Source organism: Methylosinus sp. sav-2 (assembly GCF_004366495.1).
Classification (GTDB): Bacteria; Pseudomonadota; Alphaproteobacteria; order Rhizobiales; family Beijerinckiaceae; genus Methylosinus.
Map to the genome: position 1 here is coordinate 151,729 of NZ_SOEJ01000007.1, position 16,912 is coordinate 168,640.

The 16,912-nt window shown below is 65.6% G+C and carries 15 protein-coding genes and 2 tRNA genes; 10 read left to right on the forward strand and 7 right to left on the reverse strand.

The window, feature by feature from the left end; all coding sequences use genetic code 11:
* Nucleotides 1-14: 14 nt before the first annotated feature.
* From EDE12_RS13705 to EDE12_RS13715, 3 genes are read right to left on the reverse strand one after another with little or no spacing between them, the layout of a single operon-like run.
* Nucleotides 15-1,067, reverse strand: a complete 1,053-nt coding sequence (locus tag EDE12_RS13705; RefSeq protein WP_026598441.1) for a MaoC family dehydratase — start codon at nucleotides 1,065-1,067, stop codon at nucleotides 15-17.
* Between the two features lie 3 nt (nucleotides 1,068-1,070).
* Nucleotides 1,071-1,400, reverse strand: a complete 330-nt coding sequence (locus tag EDE12_RS13710; protein ID WP_026598440.1) for a DUF167 family protein — start codon at nucleotides 1,398-1,400, stop codon at nucleotides 1,071-1,073.
* A gap of 1 nt (nucleotide 1,401) precedes the next feature.
* Nucleotides 1,402-1,692 carry a YggT family protein gene (locus EDE12_RS13715; protein ID WP_024879659.1) on the reverse strand — a complete coding sequence of 97 codons (291 nt, stop codon included), beginning with the start codon at nucleotides 1,690-1,692 and terminating at the stop codon, nucleotides 1,402-1,404.
* Nucleotides 1,693-1,929: 237 nt separating this feature from the next.
* On the opposite strand from EDE12_RS13715, the gene EDE12_RS13720 reads away from it, so the two are divergent.
* Nucleotides 1,930-2,005, forward strand: a tRNA-Ala gene (locus EDE12_RS13720).
* 45 nt (nucleotides 2,006-2,050) lie between these two features.
* Here the strand turns inward: EDE12_RS13720 and EDE12_RS13725 are convergent.
* Nucleotides 2,051-2,290: a hypothetical protein gene (locus tag EDE12_RS13725; protein WP_018265882.1), complete on the reverse strand. Its 240-nt coding sequence runs from the start codon at nucleotides 2,288-2,290 to the stop codon at nucleotides 2,051-2,053.
* Nucleotides 2,291-2,638: 348 nt separating this feature from the next.
* Here EDE12_RS13725 and EDE12_RS13730 point away from each other — a divergent pair, with 348 nt between their 5' ends.
* Together EDE12_RS13730 and EDE12_RS13735 are read left to right on the forward strand one after the other, a co-directional pair.
* Complete coding sequence (locus tag EDE12_RS13730) at nucleotides 2,639-3,319, forward strand: hypothetical protein (RefSeq protein ID WP_026598439.1); 681 nt, start codon at nucleotides 2,639-2,641, stop codon at nucleotides 3,317-3,319.
* 115 nt (nucleotides 3,320-3,434) lie between these two features.
* Nucleotides 3,435-3,713, forward strand: a complete 279-nt coding sequence (locus EDE12_RS13735) for a hypothetical protein (RefSeq protein WP_024879645.1) — start codon at nucleotides 3,435-3,437, stop codon at nucleotides 3,711-3,713.
* A gap of 18 nt (nucleotides 3,714-3,731) precedes the next feature.
* Here EDE12_RS13735 and EDE12_RS13740 read toward each other — a convergent pair whose 3' ends face one another.
* Complete coding sequence (locus EDE12_RS13740; RefSeq protein ID WP_024879644.1) at nucleotides 3,732-4,595, reverse strand: polyphosphate kinase 2 family protein; 864 nt, start codon at nucleotides 4,593-4,595, stop codon at nucleotides 3,732-3,734.
* 13 nt (nucleotides 4,596-4,608) lie between these two features.
* Nucleotides 4,609-7,224 carry a plasma-membrane proton-efflux P-type ATPase gene (locus EDE12_RS13745; RefSeq protein WP_026598438.1) on the reverse strand — a complete coding sequence of 872 codons (2,616 nt, stop codon included), beginning with the start codon at nucleotides 7,222-7,224 and terminating at the stop codon, nucleotides 4,609-4,611.
* 209 nt (nucleotides 7,225-7,433) lie between these two features.
* Between EDE12_RS13745 and EDE12_RS13750 the strand changes: the two genes are divergently transcribed.
* Together EDE12_RS13750 and EDE12_RS13755 are read left to right on the forward strand one after the other, a co-directional pair.
* Nucleotides 7,434-9,335, forward strand: a complete 1,902-nt coding sequence (locus tag EDE12_RS13750; protein WP_026598437.1) for a glycosyltransferase family 2 protein — start codon at nucleotides 7,434-7,436, stop codon at nucleotides 9,333-9,335.
* A gap of 24 nt (nucleotides 9,336-9,359) precedes the next feature.
* Nucleotides 9,360-10,613: a glycosyltransferase family 1 protein gene (locus tag EDE12_RS13755; RefSeq protein ID WP_026598436.1), complete on the forward strand. Its 1,254-nt coding sequence runs from the start codon at nucleotides 9,360-9,362 to the stop codon at nucleotides 10,611-10,613.
* A 250-nt stretch (nucleotides 10,614-10,863) separates the two neighbouring features.
* On the opposite strand, the gene EDE12_RS13760 is transcribed toward EDE12_RS13755, so the two are convergent.
* Nucleotides 10,864-11,715: an outer membrane beta-barrel protein gene (locus EDE12_RS13760; protein WP_026598435.1), complete on the reverse strand. Its 852-nt coding sequence runs from the start codon at nucleotides 11,713-11,715 to the stop codon at nucleotides 10,864-10,866.
* A gap of 352 nt (nucleotides 11,716-12,067) precedes the next feature.
* Here EDE12_RS13760 and EDE12_RS13765 point away from each other — a divergent pair.
* The 5 genes from EDE12_RS13765 (at nucleotide 12,068) to EDE12_RS13785 (ending at nucleotide 16,888) form a co-directional block, all read left to right on the forward strand.
* Nucleotides 12,068-12,161 (forward strand) — tRNA-Ser (locus EDE12_RS13765).
* Nucleotides 12,162-12,292: 131 nt separating this feature from the next.
* Nucleotides 12,293-13,012, forward strand: coding sequence for a FecR family protein (locus tag EDE12_RS13770; RefSeq protein WP_024879639.1), 720 nt, complete (start codon nucleotides 12,293-12,295; stop codon nucleotides 13,010-13,012).
* 144 nt (nucleotides 13,013-13,156) lie between these two features.
* A complete protein-coding gene (hflK, locus tag EDE12_RS13775) occupies nucleotides 13,157-14,278 on the forward strand; it encodes an FtsH protease activity modulator HflK (RefSeq protein WP_024879638.1) in 1,122 nt (373 codons plus the stop codon).
* Entirely contained in the window at nucleotides 14,275-15,195 is a 921-nt protein-coding gene (gene hflC / locus EDE12_RS13780; protein WP_024879637.1) for a protease modulator HflC, read from the forward strand. Before hflK ends, hflC begins: the two co-directional genes overlap by 4 nt.
* Before the next feature lie 187 nt (nucleotides 15,196-15,382).
* Nucleotides 15,383-16,888 carry a Do family serine endopeptidase gene (locus EDE12_RS13785; RefSeq protein WP_024879636.1) on the forward strand — a complete coding sequence of 502 codons (1,506 nt, stop codon included), beginning with the start codon at nucleotides 15,383-15,385 and terminating at the stop codon, nucleotides 16,886-16,888.
* The last annotated feature ends 24 nt before the right edge of the window (nucleotides 16,889-16,912 follow it).

The following is a 16,912-nucleotide window of genomic DNA, read 5'->3' on the forward strand; positions in this document are numbered from 1 at the left end:
CGCCGCGGCTTTGGTCAGCGCGGCAGAACCGCCCAATAGTCGAGGTCGAGTAGTACGTCTGGATGCGGCTTGCCCTCGGCCGTCGTCAGTGGGAAATCCGCCGGCGGGTGGTCCTTGGCGGCGACGAGCCGCAGGCGCAGCGCGCCAATGTCCGAGCGGCCGGGAATCTCGGCCTTGTCCAGCACTTCCGACCAGGCGAAGACGGTGCCGCCGGCGAACAGCGGATTGACATGGCGCCCGCCATTCACCGCGGCGATGTGGAAGGCGTTCTCAAGACCGTTGAAAGAGAGCGCGCGGGCGAGCGAGATCACATGCCCGCCATAGATGATGCGCTTTCCGAAACGTCCCTGCGCCTCGTAATATTGGTTGAAATGGACCTTGGAATTGTTCTGGTAGAGGCGCGTCGCGATCTGATGCTCGGCCTCCTCCACGGTCATTCCGTCGATATGGTCGATCTTCTCGCCCACTTCATAATCGCCCCAGAAATAGGGCGAGCCGGCCAAATCCTTGTCATAGGCGGCGACGTTTATCGCCGGCACGGCTTTGCCGAGATCGGCGGGGGCGACGGATTTCGGCAGCGTCGGCACGACTTCCGGCCCCACGGGGGCGTCCTTGTCGCGCTTCTTCACCATCACCCAGCGAGCGTAGTCGAGCACCGTCTCGCCGCGCTGATTCTTGCCGGTGGAGCGCACATAGACGACGCCGGTCTCCTTATTGGAGTTCTCCTTGAGGCCGATGACCTCGGAGCTCGCCGTCAGCGTGTCGCCCGGATAGACGGGCGCGAGAAATTTGAAATCCGCATAGCCGAGATTGGCGATGGCGTTGAGCGAGACGTCCGGCACGGTCTTGCCGAGCACGAAATGGAAAACGAGAATATCGTCGATCGGCGCTTCTCTATAGCCGATCGCCTGGGCGAAGGCCGCCGAGGATTGGACGGCGAAGCGCGGCAGATAGAGCGCCGTGTAGAGCGCGACGTCGCCCACCGTCACCGTGCGCGGCGTGGCGTGGCGGATCACCTGACCCAGCGAGAAATCCTCGAAAAAATTTCCGACCTTCGACTTGCTCATGCCTCAACCATTTTTTGTCGCGCCGGTTTTCTCCAGCGCTGCGAGGAGCCGTGCGGGATCGCCCGCGATGAAGAGCTTTTTCAGCCGCGCCGTGTGACCGGAGACGATCGACACGGTTCTGCGCGGCGCGCCGATCGTCTCGGCGACGAGTTCGACCAGCGCGTCATTGGCGCGCCCATCCTCCGGCGGCGCCCGCACCCTGGCCTTGAGCACCGCCCGGCCGTCGGCGAGACGCTCGACGCCTTCCACAGCGTCGCGGCCGCCCTTGGGCGTCAGCCGAACCCAGAGAGCGACACCGTCGCCCTCCGCGCTCCAGGCCGCAGCCTCCGCCATGTCAGCCGATGCCGCCGAGCTGGCCGGCGACGAGATTGCGCAGGAATTGCAGCGCGAGCAGCAGGATGATGGGCGAGATGTCCATTCCGCCCAAGCTCGGCAGCACGCTGCGAATCGGCCGCAGCACCGGCTCGGTCAGCGCGTTCAGCGCATTCCACAGCGAGTAGACGACGCGCGATCTGGTGTTCACCACATCAAAGGCGATGAGCCAGGACATGACCGCCATTGCGATGACGACCCACCAATAGAGATCGATGATCGTGAAGATAAGATTGGCCACGGCATATTGCATCGTTGCGCTTCCAACGGTCGAATTCGTGAGAATTCTCTATCCTTCCTGCTCCGCCGCCGCAATCCCCGAGCGCCTCCGGCGCGGCCGTGACGCGCTCGGCTTCGCGGCCCCGAGCCCGCCCCGCGCGGAAAGCTCCGGCTCGGCCATCGGACGAAGACCATTTCGGAATGGGGAACGATTTCGACGCGGAGCGGATTGACAGCCGGATAGGCGCCGAAGTATCCAGCGCCTCGGAACGGGGCTGTAGCTCAGATGGGAGAGCGCTGCAATCGCACTGCAGAGGTCCGGGGTTCGATTCCCCGCAGCTCCACCAGGCCGAATTCGGCCGCCCGCTCGCCTCTACCCACGACCTCGATCGTCACGCCCGAGAGGTCGGGACGCGCTCGTCGAAACGGCGACGTGGGAAAGCCGCCCTGAACAGCATTATGACGAGATTGAGCAGGACGAGCCCGACGAGCAGCGTCAGCGCCCAATCGCCTATGCTCGCGGTGGCGGGCGTCTGCAGCACCGAGTTGAGCGCGGTTTCACCCTTCGCCCATACGCAGCTCACCGCCTCGCAGAATGTCATCGACGCCAGCGGCTGTTCGCAGGACTCCATGATACGGCTCCCGATTTTGCGTATATCGCACTGCAATTAGCGGCGCTGCGGACGACTTCAATCCCACATTTGGTTGCGCTGCGGCGTGGACGTCTGGGCGGAGCCGCGCCCGCGAAGTGATTCGCACGAAAAAGTAGAGATATGCGGCGCGGCGTCTATCGTCGCGTGCGGTAGAGTAACAAATTTGTTACCGCGGCGGCATTTTCGCTCGACATCGGCTAAGTATTCGCCCACTCTACCCGTGTTCGGAATTTCCGTTCATCCTGGGAAAACTCGGAGCCGGCTGACCGATTCGGACGAACAATCGTCCGACGGAAGTCGTTTCGCCCCCATCGACGCCGGAGACCCATGCGCCGCATCGTCCGCCCTTTCGTCAAGGAATTCAAATCTCGCTCCGCCAAGGCGGCGGCGGGTCGCCTCGGCCCGCTCGACGAAGCCGCGCCCGAGTCCAAACCCGCTTTTCTCGATCTCGCGACCTTCGCGCCGCGAGTCGTGGAGCGCGAGGCGCAGCATGACGACAGCTATGAAGCCGCGATGAAGGCGGCCGATCTCGTCTTCGGCAAGAAGGCCGAGCCCGTGACGGCGGAAGCCGCGCCCGGCGCGACGACGACCGGCCGCGTGCTTCCCAGCCTCATAGAGATCGTCGCGCCGCAGCCCGAGCCGGAAGAGCCGGTCCGCCGCGGTCCCGGCCGCCCGCGCGGCGTGAAGAAAGCCGTCGAACCGAAGATCGAGGCCGAGATCGAAGCGCTGGCCCCGGCCCCGGCGCGGGCTCGCCCCGGCCGTCCGCGCAAGGCGGTGGAAGCGGCTCCGGCGCCCAAGCCGCGGCGCGCTCCCACGCCCACGCCGACAGCCATTGTCGCGCAGCCGCAGGCGCCGATCGCCATTCCAGTCTCCGCCATCCCGGTCGCCGCGGAGAGCGAGACGAACGGCCGACGCATCCGCCGCCCCATTCAGCTGCGCTGGGTCCTGAATAAGGAGCTGCGCGCCGGCGAACGCTGGAAACGGCGCCTTCCCGAGGCCGCCCGCTGACTCCCTCAGCGCCGTCTTTCGGCACGATAGCCGGCAAGACGGCGCTAACCTTCGCCTGCGCCATTCGCTCAAAATCCTTGCTCCTCGGGCCGATCGGCGTCATATACGGAGAGCGATGACGGACGCTCAAGAAACCACGCTGATCGAGGCCTTGAAGAAGGTCGATGCGCATGGCGACATAGCGCCGCCGCATGTGCAGGATCCTATGACCATGGCGCTGCGCCAGCGCGCCATAGCGGCCGATCTCATGCGTTGGGACGATAGTCGCGGCCGCTATGTGCTTACCGGCACGGGCCGCAGCCGCATCAGCGCCCGCAATCGCGCGCCCGGCGCAGTGCTGCGCTTCCGCCGCCGCGACGAGAGCGACGGCGCCTCGCAGCGCAAGGCCGACTGAGGCGCGGCCGCCTCGGCCCTATTTCCCCTTCCCGAAGGTTCCGTTTTTCACATCGGCCACGGCCGCGTGATATTTTTTCTTGATCTGCGTCAGATCGACGCGCGTCGGCGGCAGCTTCAGCCCCATCTCGTCCAGCGTGTCGACGACGATGCGCGAGATGACGAGATCGCGAAACCATTTGTGATTCGACGGAACCACGAACCAGGGCGCCTGCTTCGTGCTGGTGCGCGACAGCGCCTCCTCATAGGCCTCCACATATTGCGGCCAATATTCGCGCTCCGTGTAGTCGCTCTCGCTGATCTTCCAATTGCGCGCCGGATCGTCGAGCCGCTGCTTGAAGCGCGCGAGCTGCTCCTCCGGGCTGATGTGCAGATAGAACTTCAAAATCTTCACATTGCCGTCGCGCGTCAGCAGATGCTCGAATTCGTTGATCTCGTCATAGCGTTTCGACCAGACGTCCCGCGGGACGAGCTTGTGAACGCGCACGACGAGAACATCCTCGTAATGCGAGCGGTTGAAGATGACGACGCCGCCCTTGGACGGCGCATGGGCGTGGATGCGCCAGAGAAAATCATGCTCGTGCTCGATCGGCGTCGGCTGCTTGAAGCAGGCGACGGAAACGCCTTGCGGATTCATGCCGGAGAACAAATGGCGGATGGTGCCGTCCTTGCCGGCGGCGTCCAGACCCTGCAGCACGATGAGCAGCGCCTGCGAGCCGTCGGCGTAGAGCAGATATTGCAGCTTGGCCATGCGCTCGACATGGTCCTTGATCTTGGGCAGCGCCTCCTCATGGGACTTGTGCTTGCCCGTGTCCGAGGGGTCGTAATTGGAGAGGCGGAGCTTTCCGCCCGGCTCGACCCCATATTTCTCACGCCAATCCATCGGCTCTTTCCTCTCAATTGGACTTTTGGGCCGCGAGCGCGAGCCCGCCGGCGAGCGGCCGCTCGACGGTGGCGATGCTCTTCTCCTGCCGTTTCATGCGATGGTCCACGACGCGCGCCACGATCTTGCGCACTAGGCCGAGGACGAACATGAAGGCGATGCAATAGGCCCAGACGATGCCGATGAGCCGCAGCGAGATCGGAGGCACGAGCCAGCCGAAATAGCACATGGCCGCGGCGAGAATCTGCGTCGCCACGATCGCGAAGAGAAGCTTCCACGCCGGAAACGGCGGCATGAAGAACCAGCGCCGCGTGCGCGCGACCAGCAGCAGCAGATGGCCGCCGACGACCAGCTGCAGGAACATCATCGTCTGCAATTGCTGCGGCGTGAACAGCTGCATGGCCTCTTTAAGCGGCTCATGCGCCAGAGCCCGAACGCCGATGAGCAACAAGCCGAATGATTCGATGACGCAGACGAGGCCGAGCATGGTCGCTATGGCGAGCAGCCGCGGCATGCGCCAGCGTATGGGCCGCGGCTCCACTGGCGTGTTGTCATAGGCGATGGTCATGATCGGCGCGTCGTCGAGCAGCGACATGACGACGATCATCGCCGCGGTGAGCGGCGTGAAGCCGAGGAACACGCTCGACAGCACGACAACGAACATGATGTCGATGGTCAGAGCGACACGATAGGTGGTGTAGCTCTCTATGCGTCCGAAGATGCGCCGCGCCTCGTCTATAGCGCTGGAGATGACGGACAGGCCCGGCGCGGTGAGAATCAGCGCCGCGGCGCCGCGGGCGGCGTCAGTGGCGCCGGAGACGGCGATGCCGCAATCGGCCTGCTTCAGCGCCGGCGCGTCATTGACGCCGTCGCCAGTCATAGCGACGAGATGGCCGCGCTGCTGCAAGGCCTTCACGATCGCATATTTATGCTCGGGAAACACGCGCGCGAAGCCGTCCGCCCGCTCGATCGCGTCGACGACATCGACGGAGAGATGATTGGGATCGAGATCTTTCGGGAAGATATCGGCGGCCGCGACGATGTGATCGCCGAGACCGAGCTGGCGCGCCGTCTCTATGGCGATCGCCGTATCGTCGCCCGTCACCATCTTCACCACCACGCCCTTGGCGCGCGCGGCGGCGATCGTCGCCTTGGAATCGGCGCGCGGCGGATCGAACATGGGCAGGACGCCGAGCAGCTGGAAGCTGGCGCCATCGTCCTCCGATCGCGCCACGGCCAGCGAGCGCGAGCCCTTCTCGGCGAGCTCGGCGACGATGCTCTTCACGCGCTGCGCCACGCTGGCGTCGGGATGGACGAGATCGACGATCGCCTGCGGCGCGCCTTTGGAGACGATGATCGATTTGCCGCGCGCGTCCGTGACCATCGCCTGCGTGCGCTTGCTCACCGGATCGAAGGGCGTGAATTTCGTCATCGAATAGGCTTTGAGGGCGTCCTTGTCCTTCAGCGCGTCGATGCAGGCGGTGTCTATGGCGTCGCGATCCTCGAGCTTGGAGGCGAGCGCGGCGGCGAGAATGCAATCCTGCGGATCTTTGGAATCGAAGAGGATGGGCTCGCTCAATGTCAGCTGATTCTTGGTGAGCGTGCCGGTCTTGTCGGAGCACAGAATATCGACGCCCGCCATCTCCTCTATCGCCGAGAGCTTGGAGACGATCGCCTTCTCCTTGGAAAGCGCGAGCGCGCCGAGCGCCATTGTCACCGAGAACACCGCCGGCATAGCCACCGGAATGGAGGCGACCATCAGCACCAGCACGAATTGCAGAATGGAGAGCGCGTCCTTCATGCTCCAGTCATCGGCGACGACGAGATCGCGATAGACCTTTACCGCAACCAGCACCACCGCGAGCGCGACGGCGACGACGATGAGAAAATCGCCGATCTCGAACATGGCCTTTTGCGCATGGCTCACGGCGCCCGCGCCGGCGACGAGGCTGGCCGTGCGGCCGAAAAACGTGTTGCCGCCCGTCGCCGTGACGACGCCGATCATCTCGCCCTGCTTCACTATGCTGCCGGAATAGGCCACATCGCCGATCTTCTTGCCGATCGGCAGAGATTCGCCCGTCAGCGCCGCCTGGTCGATCGAGGCGTAATCGCCGGCGACGAGCCGCAGATCGGCGGGAACGACCACGCCGAGCCTTATCTTCACAATGTCGCCGGGCGCCAGCTCGGCCGCGGGCTTGGCGCTCCAGTCGCCGTCGCGCAGCACCGTGGCCTCCGGCGCGAGGCCTTTCTTCAGCGCCGCCAATGCGTTGGAGGCTTTGCGGTCCTGCCAGAACTCGAGCCCGGCATTGAACAGCAGCAGAGCCAGAATAATGGCGAAATCATTCCAATGGCCGATCAGCGCGGAGACGATCGCCGCCGCCTCGATCATATAGGCCATGGGTCCCGCGAAATAGCCGACGACCTTGCGCCACAAGGGAATTCGCTTCTCGGGGAGCGCATTGGGACCATAGGCTTTCAGCCGTCGGCGCGCCTCCTCTGGAGAAAGCCCGCGCTTCGGATCGACGCCGAGCCGCGTGAGGACCTCATCCAACGGCATTTTCCCGTAATCCGCGGCCGCCGGCGGAACATCTGCGGCATGCGTCGGGCGCGTCCTGGTCGTCAGCGACATGGCGTGTCTCTTGTTCGGATTGCCTCTCGAGGGCGCGCCCGCGACGACGAGCGCTCTGCTGACATAGAGCCGTGCGCGCCAGGAAATAGTCTCCCCTTCATGATGAATCGCGCCGAGGCGCTCCATTCACCATGACATTGACAAGCCGGCGCCCCTCGCCCAAGAGGACGATCGCCGGCGGGGGCCGCAGATCGAGAAATGGATCGCATTTGACGAAGCAGGCAATCGCGCTCCTTCCCGAAAAGGACGTCGCCATCGAGAACGGCCGCTTCTTCTCGCTCTCGAAGGAGCCCTGGCTGCGCGTGGAGGGCGACTTCGGCGCGCGTCCTTTCGTCGAGATCGTCTTTCGCGCGAGCCTGCTCGACGATCCCGTGCGTCCGGTGCTGCGCTTCGTGACGAAAGATCGCGTCATCGATCGCATTCTCCCCGGCCCGGTGGCCGGCGCGGGCGTCTGGATCGGCGCCCTGCCCCGTGGCGCGCGCGAGATTCTCATCAGCCCCACCAACAGGCCCGGCGCTTTCGGCTTCGCGATCGAGAGCGTGCGGCCGGTCGGCCTCGTCGAGGCGCTCGTCCGCGTTTGGCGCCGCAAGCCCGCGAAGCTCTGGTCCTATTTCCTGCCGACGCTCTTCGGCTATCGAGCGGAGGCGGAGAGCGCGATCGATTGGGCGAGCAATTTCGAGCCGCTCGACGCATTCGAGAATTGGCGCGCGCGCCGCGCCCGTCCCTTCGAGCCCGCGGGCCTGGACGCGCCGCGCGGCGCGCCGGGCAGCGAGCCGCGCTTCGCCATTCTCCTCTCCGGCGCGGAGGCGACGCCAGAGCAATGGGCGCGCACGCTCGCCTCTATCGAACGGCAATCCTATCCGTCACCCGCACGCCTCGCGCGCAGCGAGGCCGAGCTCCTTCCCCTTCTCGCGGAGGCGGATTTCGTCGCGCAATTGCGCGCGGGCGATGAATTGGCCGATCACGCCTTCGCCGCGCTCGCCGCGCAGATCGCGCGCGCTCCGCAGACGAAGCTGATCTATGCCGACGAGCTGCTGCGCACAGCGCACGGGTTGCGCCCGCGCTTTGCGCCCGATTGGAGCCCGACGCTGGCGACGGCGCGCCCCTATTTCGGCCGCTGCGTCTTCTATGCAGCCGCGACGCTCGCCGCAGAATCGATCGATGCGGCGATGCGCGCAGCGCCCTTCCGCCTCGCCCGCGAGGAGATCGCGCATCTGCGCCGCTGGCTGCTCACGCGCGACGAAGAATCGGAGCCGCCGGTCGTCGCGGCGCCGGCGCCCGCAGAGCCGGCGCCGAGCGTCTCCATCATATTGCTGACGCGCGACCGCGCCGATCTCCTCGGCCCTTGCGTCGAAAGCATCCAGCGCCTCTCGACGCATCCGTCCTTCGAGCTCGTCATCGTCGACAATGGCAGCCGCAAGCCGGAGACCTTCGCCATTTTCGACAAGGCGAAGAAAGACCCACGCGTGCGCGTGCTGTCGCGCCCGGAGCCATTCAACTTCGCGCGCCTCAACAATGACGCCGTCCGCGCCTCGCGCGGCGAGGTCGTCCTCTTCCTCAACAATGACACGGTCGTCGTCAGCCCGGATTGGCTGGAGACGCTGGCTCGCCGGGCCATGGCGCCGCAGACGGGCGCCGTCGGCGCGCTGCTGCTCTATCCCGACGGCCGCATACAGCATGCGGGCGTCACCATCGGGCTCGGCCAGGAGGCCGGCCATTTCGGCGCGCTGGTCGCGCCGGAGGCGCCCTCATGGCTCGGCCGCGCCGGCCTCCCGCATGAGTGCTCCGCCGTCACCGCCGCCTGCATGGCGGTGGAGCGCCGCAAGTTCGACGCGGTCGGCGGTTTCGACGAGATCAATCTGCCGATCGAGTTCAACGACACCGATCTCTGCCTGCGCCTCGCAGAGCGCGGCTGGACGTCGCTCTATGAGCCGGCCGCGCGGCTGCTACATTATGAATCGGCGTCACGCGGCTCGGCACGGTTTCGTCCGATGAGCGTCTATGCGAAGGAGCGCGACTATTTCCGCGACCGCTGGCGCGAGGTCATTCGCGATGACCCCTATTATCACCCCGCTATGTCGCTCTATGCGCGCCATCCGGCGCTCTGGTAAGCGGCGCGCCGCGAAGAAGTGAAGATGACGCGCCCGATCGTCTATGACGCGACACATCTCGTCTCGCTCGGAACGGCGTCGGGCGCGGCCGGCATCGGACGCCTCGACCTCGCTTTCGCGCGCCATTTCGCCGCGCATCCACGCCTTGCCTGCGGCGCGCATTACGGCGCGCGCGGCCCGCATGCGCTCGCGCCGTCCCGCCTCTCCCGAATCGTCGCCGATGTCGGAGCCGCCTCCGCGCCAGACGATTCGGCGGAATGGACGCGGCTCCGCGGCTGGCTGCTCGGCGAGGAGGCCGCGCCATTCGCCTCGGCCCCTGCGTCGCGCAGCGCTCTCGGCCAATTTCTCTGGCGCGCGCCGCTGCGTCTGGCCAATGACAGGCCGCGCGCACTGCCGCCCGGCGCGCTCTATTTGAACATAGCGCAGCACGCCTGCGAGTTTCCCCTGCTGTTTCGATGGTTGGAGCGGCGGCCGGACATGCGCGCCGTCTTCTTCGTGCATGATCTCCTGCCGCTCGACCGGCCCGAATTCTTTCGGCGCGGCTATGAGGCGCTGTTTCGCAGGCGAATCGATACGATTCTGCGTCACGCCCACGCGCTGCTGACGACAACAGAAATCGTCGCCGAGCGCCTCGAGCGCGAAATGGCGCGCAGCGCCACGCGCGTTCCGATCCATTCCGAGCCGCCGCCATCGACGCTCGAGGACATAACGGAATCCGCACGCGACGAAGAGCTCGCCCGGCGCGACTACTTCGTGCTCCTCTCCACGCTGGAGCCGCGCAAGAATCACCTGATGCTGCTCAATGTCTGGCGCGCGCTGGCCGCTGGCCCGCAGCCGGCCCCCAAGCTCGTCCTCGTCGGCGGACGCGGCTGGGAGAATGAGCAGATCGTCGGCATGCTGAATCGCTGCGAGGCGATCCGCCCCTGCGTGCGCTGGGCGACCGGCCTGCCCGCGGCGCAGCTGCGACGTCTGCTTTCCAACGCCAACGCCTTGCTGATGCCGAGCTTCGCGGAGGGCTATGGCCTGCCGGTGGTCGAGACGCTCTCGCTCGGAACGCCGGCCATCGTCTCCGACATTCCCGTGTTTCACGAGATCGCGCAGGAGCGCGCGCTGTTTCTGTCGCCCATAGACGGGCTCGGCTGGAAGCGCGCGATCGAGGACTTCTCCACGGCGGATTCGCCCCGCCGTCTCGCCGCCATAGACGCCGCACGCCGATTCGAGGCGCCGAATTGGACGCGCTATTTCGAAAGTATCGAAACTTTTCTCGACAGGCTCTGATCTTAGAGCCTTCCCGGTTCAGATTGAACCGAGAAGGCTCTACATCTCGTTGTTTTATCGTGTTTTCTTCACGCAAACCGGTTCCCGCTTCGCTCGAAAACACTCTAGCGCCCGAGCCGCCATGCCATCCGGCGAGAAATTCGACCGCCCCGCATCGTGACGGCGATAGACGCCGAGAAATGCAAAAAGCCCGGCGCATGCGCCGGGCTTTTCGTTTCTATTCGCTCGCCCTTATCGGGCGACCGCCAAATCAGTATTTGGCGACGACCGGAGCAGCGGCCGGGCTGAACAGGTTGAAGTGGTAGTTCACGCCGGCGCGAACGACATGGCCGTTGAAGCGAGCCGAGGAGGCGGTGGTGGCGACCGGAGCGGCGATGCCCGTGAAGCCGATCACGCCCGAGGTCGAGACAGTGCCGAGATCGTAATAGAGATATTCGACCTTGGCGCTCCACTTCGGCAGGAACAGCCACTCGACGCCGCCGCCGGCCGTCCAGCCCACGCGGGTGTCGGAGAAGGCGCTCGACGAGGTGCCGACGAGGCCGCCGACCGCCTGGAAGACGCTGCTGCTCAGATTGGTCTGGCCATAGGCGAGACCGCCCGTGCCGTAGATGAGCAGCGAGGGGGTGACCAGATAGCCGAGACGGCCGCGGACGGTGCCGAGGTAGTCGATCGACTTCGAAGCGCTGATCGTCGAGGTCAGCGGGCCGAAAGCCGCAACCGAGGACACGCTGGTGTTGCTGCCGGCGACGCCCTGGATGTCGGCCTCGATGCCGGCGACGAAGGCGTTAGCGAACTGATAGTTGTAGCCGATCTGGCCACCACCGATGAAGCCGTCGACGCTCGTGCCGAGCACGCCCGAGCCGGCGATGCCGACGATCGGGTTGAAGGGGGCCAGCGAGCCGGAAGCCACCGTCACCGAGCTGCTCTCATCCCAGGTGTAGCCGGCGTTCAAGCCGACGTAGAAGCCGGTCCACAGAGCCGCCGGCGGCGGGGGGGGCGGCAGCAAGGGCGCGGCCTTCTTCGACGGCAGGTCGGCAGCCAACGCCGAGCCCGCGGAAACGACCAGCGCGAGCGCGGTGGCGGCGAGCAAAGACTTTTTCATCATACGGCCCTCAGTTAGATTTATGGGTCTTCGATCCGCCGCCGCCGGAGCCCCCCAGGGCGCCCAACGATCGATCGCCGACCGCGACAACCGGCCACCAGAGGTGCGCCGTCTGTGGTGAATAGCTACGGATCATTACGATAGTCGTCAACAAAGGCGGAGCCGTTGGAGGTCCAATTCGGGGATTTTGTCGAAGCCTGTGTCAATTGCGCAACAGTGCGGGCCGTCTTACAAAAATAATTCCCGAGCAACACCGCGCTTGCCAATAATTTGCCGCTTTGGCATATCTCAACTCGCGTTCGCCGGAGCGCCGAGATTCGGAAGCTTCGGCGTCAGCGCATCGAGCGCCTGCGGAGACGTGGCCGAGAGGCTGAAGGCGGCGGTTTGCTAAACCGTTATAGGGTTGTAAAGCCCTATCGAGGGTTCGAATCCCTCCGTCTCCGCCAGCGCCTCGGCGCCCTCGTCCCCCGCATCCTATCCCGCCGACGGTTGCGCTCCGCTTCGCGCTGGGGCTAGATTGGCCCGATTGCGGCCCATAGGCGCGCCATTGCTTTTCGAATCACAGGTTGGACCGCCCATGCGTAGACTTTCCGCGGCGCTCGCGGTTTCGGCCGCGCTCGCGTCCCCCGCCTCGCCCGCGATGGCGGAGCCGGCGATCGGCTCGGCCGCCACCATCGAGAAGGACGTGCGCGGCGAGATCGCCGAGCGCGCCGCCGCCAAGCTCGCCGTCGGCGACGAGATTTTCGCGCAGGAGGTTCTGCTGACAGGAACCGAGAGTCGCGGAAAATTCGTCTTCCAGGACCGCACCGATCTGCAGCTCGGCCCCTCCTCCCGCGTCAAGCTCGATAATTTCGTCTATTCCGGCGAGAATGGCGTGACCTTCAACGCCGCCAAGGGCGTTTTCCGCTTCGTCAGCGCGCCGGCCGGGCACAAGGACTATGTCGTGCGCACGCCCAATGCGACGATCGGCGTGCGCGGCACCGCTTTCGGCGTCCGCGTCGTCTTCGGCCGCACCGATGTGGTTCTCTACGACGGCGCCGTCGAGGTCTGCTCGATTCTCGGCGGTCTGTGCCGGACGCTCGCCTCCGCCTGCACCTTCGTCACCGTCACCGGCGATTTCGTCACTCCGCCGCAGCCGCTCGGCCGCGAAGATTGGAGCTTCGACGACAGCTGTGGCGGCGCCGGCCAGCGCGCCGCGCGGACCTATCGCGCCGGGCCGGTCTTCTATCCTGGGGCCGGCGGCCTCGCCTCGGGCGGCGGCGGGGGCGTCGGACACCCTCTCGTCAGCCCGAACTGATCATTTCTCGTCCGCGCCTTTTAAAGGATGCGGACTTTTTTCGTGGGGCGGCGGCGGGCGGCTCATTGCCGATGCGCCCGGCAACGCCTATAAATCAGCGGCGTTCCGCCCTCGGGCGCGCGACCCTTTTCAAAAAGAGACGATATGCCCTGGAGCAGTCAAGGCGGCGGCCCTCGCAAGCCGAACGACAATGGCCCTTGGGGCCAAGGCCCCTGGGGGAGCGGCGGTCCGCCCGGCGGCGGCTCTCCGCCCGATCTCGAGGAGCTGCTGCGCCGCGGCCAGGACGGCCTGCGCCAGATGCTGCCGTCCGGCCTCGGCGGACGCGGAATCGCAATTCTCGCTCTGCTGACTGTGCTCGCCTGGCTCGCCAGCGGCTTCTACACGGTCGGGCCGAATGAGGTCGGGCTCAATCTGATCTTCGGCAAATATCGCGGCAAGACGCAGGCCGGCCTCAACTACAACCTCCCCTCGCCGATCGGGACGGTGATCAAGCTCGCCGTCACCGACCGCAACGCCGTGGACATCGGCTTTCGCGAGCAGCCGGCCGCCTCGCGCCGCGGCCCGCTGGCGCCCGAGGCGCCGGAAGAGAGCCTCATGCTCACCGGCGACGAGAATATCGCCGACGTCAAATTCCGCGTCTTCTGGCAGATCGACCCGGCCCATCCGGAGGATTTCGCCTTCAATGTCGCCAATCCGCCGGCGACGGTGAAGGCGATCGCCGAGAGCGCGATGCGCGAGATCGTCGGCCAGTCGCAGATTCAGAAGATTCTGACCGCCGACCGCAAGCTCATCGAGCCGGCCAGCCAGCAGCTGATGCAGAAGGTGCTGGACGATTATCACAGCGGCGTTCTGGTGTTGCAGGTGCTGCTGCTCTCTGTCGATCCGCCCGCCTCGGTCATCGCCGCCTTCCGCGACGTGACCTCCGCGCAGCAGGATCTGCAGCGGCTCGGCAATGAGGCCGAGGCCTATGCGAATCGCGTCGTGCCAGAGGCGCGCGGCGCCTCCGCCCGCATTTTGCAGGAGGCCGAGGCCTATCGCGAGCAGATCGTCGCCGAGGCGCAGGGCCAGGCGTCCCGCTTCGATCAAATCTACGACCAGTATAAGAAAGCGCCCTCGGTGACGCGCCAGCGCCTCTATCTCGAGACGATGGAGCGCGTGCTCGGCGGCGCCGAGAAGGTCATCATCGACGAGGCGCCGGGGGGTGGCTCGGTCGTTCCCTATCTTCCGCTGCCCGGCTTCTCCTCGGCGCAAGGAGGCCGCAAGTGAAGAGTTCTCTGGCTCTCTCCGGCGTTCTCCTCGCCCTCGTGGCGCTGATCGCGGCGGGCGGCGCGCTGTTCACCGTCACCCAGACGGAGCAGGCGCTGGTGCTGCGATTCGGCGAGCCGGTCGCCGGCCGCGGCCTCATCACCGAGCCCGGCCTGCATTTCAAGATTCCCTTCATCGAGAATGTGATCTTCCTCGACAATCGCATTCTCGATGTCGAGAGCCCCAATCTCGAGGTGCTCGCCTCCGATAATCAGCGGCTCGAGGTCGACAGCTTCATCCGCTACCGAATCGTCGATCCGCTGCGCTTCTACCAATCGGTGGGCGGCATAGCCGGCGCCAATAATCAGCTCGCCTCCGTGCTGAACTCGGCCGTCCGCCGCGTGCTGAGCGAGGCCAATCAGCAGCAGATCGTGCGCGACGAGCGCGCAGGGCTGATGGTGAAGATTCGTCAGCAGGCCAATCTCGAGGCGCGCAAGTTCGGTGTCGACGTCGTCGACGCCCGCATCCGCCGCGTCGATCTCCCGCAGCAGATTTCCGAGAAAGTCTACGGCCGCATGCAGACCGAGCGCGCCCGCGAGGCGGCGGAATATCGCGCGCAAGGCTCCGAGCAGGCGCAGAAGATCACCGCCAAGGCCGATCGCGACGTTATCGTGCTGAAGGCCGAGGCGCAGCGACGGGCCGATCAGCTGAAGGGCGAAGGCGACGCCGAGCGCAACCGCATTTTCGCCGAGGCCTTCGGCAGGGACCCGGATTTCTTCTCCTTCTACCGCTCGATGCAGGCCTATGAGGCCGCCTTCAAGGCGGGCGATACGCGCTTCCTGGTCAGCCCGCGCTCGGATTTCTTCAAGTTTTTCGGCACGCCCTCGGCCGGCAAGCCCGTCGAGGAGCCGACGCCCCCGACGCCGCAAAAGAAATAGAGTCGCGAAGGCGATCAAAATAAGGTACAGAAGGTAGGATTTAAGCGAACGCCCAACTCTCGCCGCTTTGCTGGCAGAGTGCGAGCGCAGTCATTCGACAGTCTACGCAGCCCGTCGAATCGCGCGAGACGCAAATCGCGCCTTCGCCGCCGCTCGAGGCGCCGCCCGGTCTCAGGAGAGCAATAGTATGACATCTGCCGCGTCCGTTTCGCTTTTCACGGCGCTGAGGCGCGCCCTCGCCGCGGGGCTCGTCGGCGCGCTCGTCTCCCTCCCGCTGGCGGCGACGCCGGCGCGCGCCAAGGGACCCGATTCGCTGGCCGATCTGGCCGCGTCGGTGCAGGACGCGGTGGTCAACATCTCCGCCACTCAGACCGTCGACCCGAAGCGCTCCTCCAAGGAGGCCGCTCCGAACGGCCAGCCCTCGACGCCCTTCGACGAATTGTTCGAGGAATTCCTCAAGCGTCGTCAGCAGCAGGGCCAGGGCGGCCCGGAGCTGCCGCGCCAGCGCAAATCCGCCTCGCTCGGCTCGGGCTTCGTCATCGACGCCTCCGGCATCGTCATCACCAATAATCACGTCATCGCCGACGCCAATGAGGTGACGGTCATCTTCACCGATGGGCAGAAGCTCAAGGCCGAGGTGATCGGCAAGGACCAGAAGGTCGACGTGGCGGTGCTGAAGGTGAAGCCCGAGAAGCCGCTGAAGGCGGTGAAATTCGCCGATAGCGACAAGGCTCGCGTCGGCGATTGGGTGCTCGCGGTCGGCAATCCTTTCGGCCTCGGCGGCTCGGTGACGGCCGGCATCGTCTCGGCACGCAACCGCAATATCGACAGCGGTCCCTACGACAATTACATCCAGACCGACGCCTCGATAAACAAGGGCAATTCCGGCGGCCCGCTGTTCAATCTCGACGGCGAGGTGATCGGCATCAACACCGCGATCCTGTCCCCCTCGGGCGGCTCCGTCGGCATCGGCTTCGCGACGCCGGCCAATACGGTGCAGCCGGTCATCGAGCAGCTGCAGAAGTTCGGCGAGACCCGGCGCGGCTGGCTCGGCGTACGGATTCAGAATGTCGATGACACCATCGCCGAAAATCTCGGCCTCGGCGCCACGCGCGGCGCGCTGGTCGCGGGCGTCGACGACAAAGGCCCTTCCAAGACCGCCGGGCTGAAGGCCGGCGACGTGATCGTCAAATTCGACGGCAAGGCCATCAAGGAATCGCGCGATCTGCCCAAGCTCGTCGCCGCGACGCCGGTCGGCAAGGAGGTCGAGGTCCTCATCGTCCGCAACGGCAAGGAGCAGACGAAGTCGATCAAGCTCGGCCGCCTCGAGGATGGCGAGAAGCTCGCCTCCACCGAAACGCCCAAGAGCGAGAATATCGAGAAGACCGCCGCGCAGAAGGCGCTCGGCCTCGAGCTCTCCTCGCTCTCCGACGAGCTGCGCAACCGCTTCCAGATCAAGGAGAATGTGAAGAACGGCGTCATCATCACCGGCGTCGATCCGCGCTCCGATGCGGCCGATAAGCGTCTGCAGGCGGGCGAGATTCTTCTCGAGATCAATCAGGAGCCGGTCGCCGATCCCGCCGATGCGGTGAAGAAGGTGAAGGCGCTGAAGGACGGCGGCAAGAAATCGGCGCTGCTGATCGTCGCCAACGCCCAGGGCGACACGCATTTCGTCGCTCTGACGCTGGACTGACGACAGCCCCAGGCTTTCGCCTTC

Coding starts and splice junctions, on each gene's coding strand:
- EDE12_RS13730 (WP_026598439.1), top strand. CDS start 2,639: ATGCGCCGCATCGTCCGCCCTTTCGTCAAGGAATTCAAATCTCGCTCC.
- EDE12_RS13760 (WP_026598435.1), bottom strand. CDS start 11,715: ATGAAAAAGTCTTTGCTCGCCGCCACCGCGCTCGCGCTGGTCGTTTCC.
- EDE12_RS13725 (WP_018265882.1), bottom strand. CDS start 2,290: ATGGAGTCCTGCGAACAGCCGCTGGCGTCGATGACATTCTGCGAGGCG.
- EDE12_RS13740 (WP_024879644.1), bottom strand. CDS start 4,595: ATGGATTGGCGTGAGAAATATGGGGTCGAGCCGGGCGGAAAGCTCCGC.
- EDE12_RS13735 (WP_024879645.1), top strand. CDS start 3,435: ATGACGGACGCTCAAGAAACCACGCTGATCGAGGCCTTGAAGAAGGTC.
- EDE12_RS13745 (WP_026598438.1), bottom strand. CDS start 7,224: ATGTCGCTGACGACCAGGACGCGCCCGACGCATGCCGCAGATGTTCCG.
- EDE12_RS13770 (WP_024879639.1), top strand. CDS start 12,293: ATGCGTAGACTTTCCGCGGCGCTCGCGGTTTCGGCCGCGCTCGCGTCC.
- EDE12_RS13715 (WP_024879659.1), bottom strand. CDS start 1,692: ATGCAATATGCCGTGGCCAATCTTATCTTCACGATCATCGATCTCTAT.
- EDE12_RS13755 (WP_026598436.1), top strand. CDS start 9,360: ATGACGCGCCCGATCGTCTATGACGCGACACATCTCGTCTCGCTCGGA.
- EDE12_RS13785 (WP_024879636.1), top strand. CDS start 15,383: ATGACATCTGCCGCGTCCGTTTCGCTTTTCACGGCGCTGAGGCGCGCC.
- EDE12_RS13710 (WP_026598440.1), bottom strand. CDS start 1,400: ATGGCGGAGGCTGCGGCCTGGAGCGCGGAGGGCGACGGTGTCGCTCTC.
- hflK (WP_024879638.1), top strand. CDS start 13,157: ATGCCCTGGAGCAGTCAAGGCGGCGGCCCTCGCAAGCCGAACGACAAT.
- EDE12_RS13705 (WP_026598441.1), bottom strand. CDS start 1,067: ATGAGCAAGTCGAAGGTCGGAAATTTTTTCGAGGATTTCTCGCTGGGT.